The 8,919-nt window shown below is 48.0% G+C and carries 13 protein-coding genes; 3 read left to right on the top strand and 10 right to left on the bottom strand.

The genetic code is table 11. The features are described from left to right. Nucleotides 1-156 precede the first annotated feature (156 nt). Genes J1782_RS11370 through J1782_RS11340 form a run of 7 tightly spaced genes read right to left on the bottom strand, consistent with a single transcriptional unit; the run spans nt 157 to nt 4,022 of the window. Nucleotides 157-2,181, bottom strand: a complete 2,025-nt coding sequence (locus J1782_RS11370; RefSeq protein ID WP_254303055.1) for a replication endonuclease — start codon at nt 2,179-2,181, stop codon at nt 157-159. Nucleotides 2,182-2,188: 7 nt separating this feature from the next. Then, the gene (locus J1782_RS11365; RefSeq protein ID WP_217153172.1) at nt 2,189-2,467 is read right to left on the bottom strand and encodes a DUF5405 family protein; all 279 of its coding nucleotides are present in this window, start codon (nt 2,465-2,467) and stop codon (nt 2,189-2,191) included. Between the two features lie 2 nt (nt 2,468-2,469). Further along, a complete protein-coding gene (locus tag J1782_RS11360) occupies nt 2,470-2,676 on the bottom strand; it encodes a TraR/DksA C4-type zinc finger protein (RefSeq protein ID WP_371819773.1) in 207 nt (68 codons plus the stop codon). An 11-nt stretch (nt 2,677-2,687) separates the two neighbouring features. Next, entirely contained in the window at nt 2,688-2,930 is a 243-nt protein-coding gene (locus tag J1782_RS11355) for a DUF2732 domain-containing protein (RefSeq protein ID WP_217153170.1), read from the bottom strand. Nucleotides 2,931-2,989: 59 nt separating this feature from the next. Beyond that, on the bottom strand, nt 2,990-3,490 hold the full coding sequence (locus J1782_RS11350; RefSeq protein ID WP_217153169.1) for a replication protein B: 501 nt from the start codon (nt 3,488-3,490) through the stop codon (nt 2,990-2,992). Further along, a complete protein-coding gene (locus tag J1782_RS11345) occupies nt 3,487-3,654 on the bottom strand; it encodes a hypothetical protein (RefSeq protein ID WP_217153168.1) in 168 nt (55 codons plus the stop codon). The genes J1782_RS11350 and J1782_RS11345 overlap by 4 nt, the downstream gene beginning before the upstream one ends. 14 nt (nt 3,655-3,668) lie before the next feature. Next, complete coding sequence (locus tag J1782_RS11340; protein ID WP_371819772.1) at nt 3,669-4,022, bottom strand: Cox family DNA-binding protein; 354 nt, start codon at nt 4,020-4,022, stop codon at nt 3,669-3,671. A 92-nt stretch (nt 4,023-4,114) separates the two neighbouring features. On the opposite strand from J1782_RS11340, the gene J1782_RS26375 reads away from it, so the two are divergent. The 3 genes from J1782_RS26375 (at nt 4,115) to pflA (ending at nt 6,341) form a co-directional block, all read left to right on the top strand. After that, nucleotides 4,115-4,414, top strand: a complete 300-nt coding sequence (locus J1782_RS26375) for a helix-turn-helix transcriptional regulator (protein ID WP_254303049.1) — start codon at nt 4,115-4,117, stop codon at nt 4,412-4,414. Between the two features lie 102 nt (nt 4,415-4,516). Continuing rightward, entirely contained in the window at nt 4,517-5,503 is a 987-nt protein-coding gene (locus tag J1782_RS11335; protein ID WP_152324196.1) for a tyrosine-type recombinase/integrase, read from the top strand. A 97-nt stretch (nt 5,504-5,600) separates the two neighbouring features. Then, a complete protein-coding gene (gene pflA / locus J1782_RS11330; RefSeq protein WP_015689580.1) occupies nt 5,601-6,341 on the top strand; it encodes a pyruvate formate lyase 1-activating protein in 741 nt (246 codons plus the stop codon). A gap of 90 nt (nt 6,342-6,431) precedes the next feature. Here pflA and J1782_RS11325 read toward each other — a convergent pair whose 3' ends face one another. From J1782_RS11325 to dmsD, 3 genes are all read right to left on the bottom strand, one after another. Next, nucleotides 6,432-7,577: an MFS transporter gene (locus J1782_RS11325; RefSeq protein WP_208950651.1), complete on the bottom strand. Its 1,146-nt coding sequence runs from the start codon at nt 7,575-7,577 to the stop codon at nt 6,432-6,434. A gap of 132 nt (nt 7,578-7,709) precedes the next feature. Continuing rightward, a complete protein-coding gene (locus J1782_RS11320; protein ID WP_208950633.1) occupies nt 7,710-8,279 on the bottom strand; it encodes a ferredoxin-type protein NapF in 570 nt (189 codons plus the stop codon). Then, nucleotides 8,279-8,890 (bottom strand): Tat proofreading chaperone DmsD, encoded by a 612-nt coding sequence (dmsD, locus tag J1782_RS11315; RefSeq protein WP_217153167.1) that lies wholly within the window; start codon nt 8,888-8,890, stop codon nt 8,279-8,281. Before dmsD ends, J1782_RS11320 begins: the two co-directional genes overlap by 1 nt. Nucleotides 8,891-8,919: the final 29 nt, after the last annotated feature.

Here is an 8,919-nt window from a genome sequence, read left to right as displayed (position 1 = left end):
ATATCTTCTTTTATGTCACCCATTATTTACCTCATTGTAAATTAATAACAAGCTGAATTATTATTCCTTGCTTGGATAAGCTGACCTTTCATGACTATTAATTCTATTTTTTAACACAACCTTCAGTAAATAACAATTTTTATCATACGTGTGTATCTATACCTTTTCATGTTCAAATTTTGCTCCCATAGCCTCTTTGCTTGCGAAGAACTTAGAGTTTATGCCCTCATCCAAGTATTCATCAGGTCTGGAAGACAACGACTGAAATGAGTTCGACTCGGCCGTTCCACAGTTATTGACAGGACTCCGAGGCGCGCCGGAGGCGCTTATTAAATTCAAAGGATGAACGGCAACTTCAACAGCCTTGGCGACAATGCGCCATTTTGTTGTGCGTGTTTCGTGGATGAGGTCAGTGCCAAGATGAGGGGCATAAACGCCGATGATTTTCTGGATCTCTTCGTCGTACTCGTTTAACTCATCAATCACTTGGCGGGCAGTTCTTACCGTTTGCTCATCGCGTGGGACATTCGCCCCACCCTGCGCAGAAATATATGCGGCGAAATCACCACCGTCTGCCGCTGCTCTTGCAGCTTCGACAAGTTCGTCAAACTCGCTAGCGATACTCACGCCACGCGGCAATCTGCGCAGCTCGCGATAAGCTCCCATTGTTGGTACACCGATAGATTTAAATTGCGGTATACGCCATGTAGAAGCCCACGCAGTAACGGCTGCGGCAGCCTCTGACAATGATCGGCCAGTCTCATGGTCTATCTCACCTTCCAGAGCATAACCATCAATATTCTTGGCTATGTATTTAGCGATATAGCCTGCCGCCCCGCCTTTATTTAAATGCTTACACTCAAAACGCTGAGCTTGTGCCCCCCGTTCATCACCATCTTCTTGGAGTGCATAGCGGCGCATGATGTCAACGGCAGGCTGACGGTGAGCTTTATCGCAAAACAGCATCATATGCCAGTGAGGTGTAGCGTCGTGGTGAGGCTCAACTACGCGCATTCCGTATACCTTGATGCCGTTATCTTTGAATGCTGTACGCATCTTGCCCCAGATTTTCACCAGATAGCGCTGGCCATCCTTTGGTGAAAACGCCTCTTCATCCCACTTATGATTGAAATTAACGCGGCGATCAGTCTTTTTCCCGACCATGCGTGTTGGATGGTATTTTGAGGGAGTGGTTATCGTGAGGAACATGCCAACATGACCAACTTCTGAGGCATATTTTTCAATACCTGCAATAGTGCTCATCAACTCCATACGACGGATTTCAGGGTTAGAAATACTCCCCATTACCTTATCGATGAGATCTATACGTTCCCCTGTTTCGATGTTTTCTAAATCACAGGATTTCAGATATTCCATGTTTGCTAAGCGGCGCGCCCGAACATCCCGGATAGCCTGTTTGCTGGCATAGCCAGACTTTTGCAGACTAACCTCGCCAACAGCAATCAGGAGAGATTCGCGCCATTGAGTGCGTTGCGCTTTTAACTGTCGAATCCACCACTCATCATTTACCAATCGCGCGATGCTGGAGAACGCTGAGCGCATATCCAGTTTGCGTTTACAGTATTTTTGCCAGTGCATTGGAGTGATATTAAAAACGCGGGCAGCACCGGCAACCTCACCATAAATTTTCTGCTGTGCGTTATCGGTGAATAACTTGGCTTGAACCCCGTTGTGCTGACTAAGAAGCCGATCGCTCTGCTCTTCATATTCTGTGAACAGCCGGGATGAAATTTGCATAGCGAGACGTTTCAGCGCTTTATCATTCATTCCAGCTAACTGGCGATAACTCTCAGCCTCATCAGTAAAAATTTCATTAGCTCTGCCACTTAAGGCCAACGCATATTTAGTCTGTACAACCTCGATGCGAGGCCAAATCCGTGGCATAAAAACATTGATGAGGTAACGATGTGCAGCCAGCAGCCCTGAGCTTTCTTTAAGATATTCATACCGGCTAGAGAAGATGCCACTTAGAAAAAATGGCAGCGCGTGGATCTTGCGTAAGGCATCTTGCCCCTGATGGAATTCATCACGGGTAAGAGGTCTTTCTTTTGAGATTGCTGGACGGGGAGCATTCCAAGGGTATGCGCCGACAAAAGGAACCTTGTCGGCTTTTATTAGTTTAGGTGGTGGCGAGGGCGCGATACGCCCTCTTGCATTCATCAGCACGTTATTTACCGGACTGCGTCACGTTAAAAGCAACCCGGCAAAGATCCCCAATATTAGTTATCTCATCAGCCAGTTTCGCAAGGGTACGGACATCAGAATCTCTGATATGAAAATGCAGTAATCCTTTCACCAACTGGTCAATTTTGGCGTAGTAAGCCGTGGCTTCTAAATATTCCTGCCCTTTCTTATCACCAGAAAGAACAGTTTTCTTTTTGTTGAGAATGAACTGGTAGCAGTCACTCGTCACAACCCAATTGTCACCTACAGAAATTCGAATCATGCTTAGCTCCTGAAATGTTTTTTCTGTTGTTCGGTGATTTCTTGGCATGGCACACAACGCACTACACCGGGAAATGCGGCACGGCGAGCCAAAGGGATTGGCTGGTCGCAGTCTTCACAGACTGAGGCCGATATCCCATTGCTATGAATACGATGTGCAGCTACCTGATGAGTCAGAATTTCGAGATTTCTTTCCTGCACGGAATCCATTAAATCTGGCATTACATCACCCCTTTATTTTCTAAACCTTCGTTGTGAAAACGGATGGACTCTTGTCCGAGTAATTCAAGAATTTCAACCCTGTCTAATTTCTCTTGAATCGCGTGACTAATTAGCGAATCCAGATGCGAGGAAAAGGTGATTGCTGCATCAGCCTTAGCCTGATTTCGTGCCTGATTTAACATCCAATTCGTTGCTTCGCTGTCTGCTTTATTTCTCATTTCCTGACCAACTGTTAAGCTCATCTCTGGCTCCAGACAAAGGGATTCCCTACGCAATCAAGCGCAGAATTAAAAATGGTTAATTAGTGGAGGTAAGTTTCGGGGCGAACCGACGTTAATACAGTCGGCGCATTTTCGAACAGGCTAAATAATTCCCGTAGTGCCCGGAATAAAGCCTCTCTCCATGAGCAGGTTTCGTCATCGATTCGCCAATATGGCTGGCTGAATTCTTCTTCCGTTAATCCTGCATGAAAATATAAAGTGCGGCGTTCGCTAATATTTAAACGTCCGATAAAACATGACTTGATGATCCTGAAACTACGGTACTTTGCAAAAGCAGCACGAAGTTCATCAATTGCGCAGACAATACGCTCACGATCACAATCGTTCATTTCCTGCAATTTCATAACTGAATGCCGTTGTCTTAATTGAGCATGAAAACAGATGGTCAGACGCTCACGTTCGCTCATCTTGTTATAAAAATCACAAGAGGTTTGCCAGCGAGCGGGCGCAAGGCGCTCACCAACAGCAGCGCGAAGCCCGGCAGGCTGATTCATTACGATAGCCGCAGTGATTACTGTCATTTCTTCCCCCATGATAAAAACCGTTTTACTGCTACCGCGCGCATAAAACGGCGTGAGCAGATAATGATTCCTTTGCGGCCTTTCCCATGTGTAATTGAATTATTCATGGGACGTGCGGTTTGATGATTCCAGAGCAGTGGTGCTAAAGAGATTGGGTTTTGCATATCACTGTCCTCTTCTATGCTGCGCGGCCGCGTCCACGGCAAGGCTTTCTTGCACTAATGCGGTCTTTCCATCCGTGCCACTCTGCCGGTGCATCTTCAACAAGCTGATCAGCAAACTTGTCCCACTCTTTACGGCTAATCCATAACTCTGCATGTCCTCCGGGCTTTAGTGGATCAGCCATGTAAAAAGCTGGGAGTTTTCCAGCCTTGGCCATGGCTACAATTGCGTCAGGGGTTTTACCCACGTAAAGCGCAAAGCCCTCCTTTGAAAGTAGGTTGCCGGGTTTTTCCGACAAGCTGATTGGTTTGCGCTTAACGGCACCCTCCAACTCTTCTGTCTGTTGGTTTTGAGCTTTGCTATTCTCCAATTTCTTATCAGTTCACCAATTAGCACTATTTAGGACTAATTGGATGGATTTATTATGTCTCAATACACATATAATTGGAGATTACACATTACATGTCAACAGAGCAATCCGAGAAACTTAAGCTTATACGTGATTCCGAACGCCTAAAATCCAAGGAAATAGCTGATTTAATTGGAGTTAATTACTATACATATTTTGGATGGGAGTCTGGAAAATCAAAGATGCCTATGGAGGGTGGGATCAAGCTCTTCAAACACCCGCGTTTTCGTAAGTATCGCGATTGGTTCATGTTTGATGAAACCGACCCAGCATCCGGCCAAATAGCGCCGGCACTCGCACACTTTGGGCAAGAAAATCCAACCTCGTCCCGCTCAGACCAACAGACTGGCTAACGATTTACGCAGCACAAATATGTGATTTTTGTACCGTGGCCGACTGTTACAGCCACAAACAGACAGTACCGAACAAAGTTGTAACCATTGGAGGGCTTCGCTATGTCAATTAAGAAGCTTGATGATGGTCGATATGAAGTGGACGTAAGGCCGCAGGGTTCCGAGGGAAGAAGAATCCGGCGTAAATTTAATACGAAAGGTGAGGCTCAGATTTATGAGCGTCATGTGCTGGTTAACTACCATAATAAAGAGTGGTTAGAGAAACCGGCAGACCGCCGCAAACTGACTGATTTGCTGGAATTGTGGTGGCTATACCACGGTAAGCACCATAACCGTGGTCTGATAGAAAAAGGCAGGCTTTCAGCAATCATGATTAAGTTTGCTGAAATCGGGGTGACCAGAGCTGACCAGATAACCAAGAAAGCTATAACGGATTATCGGGTCAAGATGATGAATGAAGGCTTGAAACCAGCCAGTGTGAACCGTCATCAGGCTATATTCAGCGGCATGTTTACCAAGCTGATTGATGCCAATGAATATCACAGCGAGCATCCTTTCAGAGGTGTGAAAAAGCTTAAAGAGGCTGAGCCAGAAATGGCGTTTCTTTCTACGGAAGAAATCACGCAGTTGCTCGAAATGCTGGAAGGAGACAACCGCAACGCTGTGCTGCTTTGTCTGGCCACCGGTGGTCGCTGGAGTGAAGTTGCAGATCTTAAAGCTGAGCACATTATCAACTGCATGCTGACATTCATGAAAACGAAGAATGGTAGACGCAGAACAATACCGCTGTCAGAGGGCTTGGTTAAAATGGTGAAAAAACGTAGTACCGGGAAACTGTTTACGCCCAATTACGACACGGTGCGAAACACACTGCGAACTATGAAGCCAGACCTACCAGCCGGACAGGCTGTCCACGTTCTGCGGCACACATTCGCCACGCATTTTATGATGAATGGAGGTAATATTATTACACTACAGCGAATTTTAGGACATTCCACCGTACAACAGACCATGGTTTATGCGCACTTTGCACCGGACTTTTTGCAGGATGCAGTCTCATTAAACCCACTTAACGGAGTGTCCATATAATGTCCACGAATCAGCACTATTTAGGACTAAGTGAAACCTTATGAGTAACTTAACTGATTGTATTTCTAAGGAAAGCACCAACGAGCCGGGGGGGCATATGTCCGTTCAAGGTCGCATCCACTCATATGAATCCTGTGGCACCGTTGACGGCCCAGGTATCCGTTTCATTGTATTTTTCCAGGGTTGCCTGATGCGTTGCATGTATTGCCACAATCGCGATACCTGGGATACACATGGCGGGAAAGAGATCAATGTCGATGACTTAATGAAAGAAGTGGTGACTTATCGCCACTTTATGAATGCTTCTGGCGGCGGCGTAACGGCTTCTGGCGGCGAAGCAATCCTTCAGGCTGAATTCGTGCGTGACTGGTTCCGCGCATGTCAGAAAGAAGGCATTAACACCTGCCTGGACACAAACGGCTTTGTCCGACGTTATGATCCGGTGATCGACGAATTACTGGACGTCTCAGATCTGGTAATGCTCGATCTGAAACAGATGAACGATGATATTCACCAGAATTTGGTCGGCGTCTCTAACCACCGTACCCTGGATTTTGCCCGCTATCTGGCTAAACGAAATCAGCGTACCTGGATCCGTTATGTGGTTGTGCCGGGCTGGTCAGATGATGATGATTCCGCGCACAAACTCGGTGAGTTCACCAAAGATATGACGAACATCGAGAAGATTGAACTGTTGCCATATCACGAGTTGGGCAAACACAAATGGACTGCGATGGGTGAGAAATATGGTCTGGATGGCGTGAACCCACCGACCAAAGAAATAATGGAACGCGTAAAAAACATTCTTGCCAGCTACGGACACAAAGTCATTTATTAATGAACTGATTGTTTCTTGTCAAATTTTTGCCCATAAAAAAGACGCCTCATGGCGTCTTTTTGCATTTAAGGCTTTCGTACTGAATAGCTCTCAGGCCGTTGCCACGGGATTATGATGATGGTCGGCTTTGCGCATCAGCATCACCAGATAAACCAGTGAAACCACAGCAATCATCACAAACAACAACCGGTCAGAATAGCTCTGCATCAGTATCGCAGTCATTGTCGGGCCTGCCAGGCTGCCGATGGTGTAACTCATCAGTAATGCCTGATTCATCGCGACCAGCTCTTCAGAATTTACTTTTTCGCAAGCCCATGACATCGCAACCGGATACAACGTGAAGCCCGCGCAACCGAGAATGAACAACGTCGGCGCCATCGCATAACCGCTCAGCATGGCGATACTGCCGAGGATCACGGCGAAAATCTGAATACGCAGCACCATCAGACGTCCGTAACGATCGGCCAGTCGCCCTACCGGCCACTGTCCGATAATTCCTGCGCTGACCAGCAATGCCATCCAGTAACCCACATTCGCATCACTCATTCCCTGATGGGTCAGGAAAAGCGGCATCAGACCATAGAGTGACCCAAGGACAATTCCGGAAATAATACAGCCATTTATCCCCAGACGTGCGTTACGACGTCGGAACATCGGCAGCACCGCGTGACGGGGTTGTTCGCTGTCCTGATTTTCGATATGCGTTAACAGCAGTGGCAGCATCGCTATCACAATCAACGCGGTCACCCAAGGCAACACGCTGAAGATTGCTGTTGGTACGGTGCCGACCAGCAGTTGCCCGACCACTGTACCGATGTAATACATAATCATATAGGCCGCCAGCAGCTGACCACGGTTCTTCACTGTACCGCTGCGCAGCAAGGCACTTTCCACCACAACCCAGATCAGCGCACAGCCTACACCGGCGACAAAGCGTGCGGTGATCCAGCTCCAGAAGTCCATGGAAAGCGCCAGACCCGCGGTTGCGACAGCAAACATGATGCAGGAAAGATAATAGCTGCGGTTAAAACCAATACGTTTGATCAGGCTGCCGGCAATCAGCGTACCCAGCAAATTGCCAGTGAAATACGATGAACTGACAAGCCCGACCTGCCAGGTTGGCAGTTGTTCGTGACTGAGCCACAACGGCACCAGCGTGTTTAAAGCGGCGATAGAAATCGTCAGCAGGAGAAGTCCGCACAACAGTAGAGCGACGGGACGGGAATAGGCGGACATAGGTTGTTGACGACCAAAAATCGGAGAAATTGCGCGCATCATGCCACCGGCCAAAAAAATGTCAATCTGGCAAAAAGAGGCCTGCGCACAAACTGCGGGGTGATGATTGAAATCGCTAATCAAGCAAAGAGATCAGGAATCATGACGCTTCAATGACAATTGAATATCACCATGATAACAAACAAGTTTGCATTTACCGCAGCCGTCACACTTCTGGTTATCTACGGAAGGTTGATTCTGTTGATTAAAAAATATTGCCGAGCGCGGACACGCAATTTCGCACATCCTGCACAAATCATCCATGCGACCTAAACAGGGAGGCAGAATTACCGGACGCAGGCCCGTGTCCGGCGAAATGCTCAGGTCAAGCGCACCGCGTTCACAGGCCTGAGTACAGGCACTACAAAAATCACATTCCGCGTAATCGATAATGAGTACGGCCTTACCGGACTCAATACTGAGTAAACCTACAGGACAAGCATCCGCGCAATGCCCGCACCCGTTGCATTGCTTAAGGAAAAGCGGTTCTGCCAGCGCCTGCGGTGGACGCGGCACGGCCTGCTGACGCAAATCTCCGGCGACCGTATTTACTTCTGCAGACGGCTTTGCGGATGACAATAATCCACGGAATAACCCCCGGCGGCTGACAACCCGGCTGCTCATCCAGGCGTGATAGTAACGGCTATCCCGTGGATCACTCATCAGAAATACAGTTCCTTCGCCGGAATAGCTTCCAGCACCAGTGCCTCTCGCCATCCGCTAAGCGTTGATTCCGCCAGAACGGCCACGCCCTCATACCACGGATGTTCAGCTTTCATTCCCAGCAATTCGAAATAACGCCCTGCCCATGGCATCAAATGTACAGTCAGAAATTCACCCAGCAGTTGCGGCGAATTTTCAGCAAGCCAGGCGGACAACATCAGCATCAGCCCGATGTGATCTTCCGGTTCAGCCTGCTTAAGATGCGGTTCAATATGGTTTAAACGCATCCACTGGCGTAATGCCAGTGTGGAATCGCCAAAAATGACGGATTCTTTATCGAGATAGACTGAGCCCCACGGCGGGGCCGGTAAGGCATAAGGCCCGACAAACAGGCGCTGCCATGCGTCATTTAACTCTTCCGCTGAAACATTGGCCTCAGCGAACAACTCTGCGGCACAGGCTTTCGCCTCCGGCGTTGCGCAGGGCCACATCGGCACCCAGTCATTGTTTTTGAGCAAGGCAATCAGAGGCTGAACTTGTTCTGAATCCGGGGGATAAAACAGCATCGCGCCCAGTACCTTCGCGGATAAACTTATTGATTCTGCTGACATAGTTAACTCTTTCTTTTGGGTGCACATCA

The organism is Rahnella sp. BCC 1045 (genome assembly GCF_019049615.1).
Taxonomy (GTDB): domain Bacteria; phylum Pseudomonadota; class Gammaproteobacteria; order Enterobacterales; family Enterobacteriaceae; genus Rahnella; species Rahnella contaminans.
This window is presented reverse-complemented; position numbering and strand designations above follow the sequence as displayed.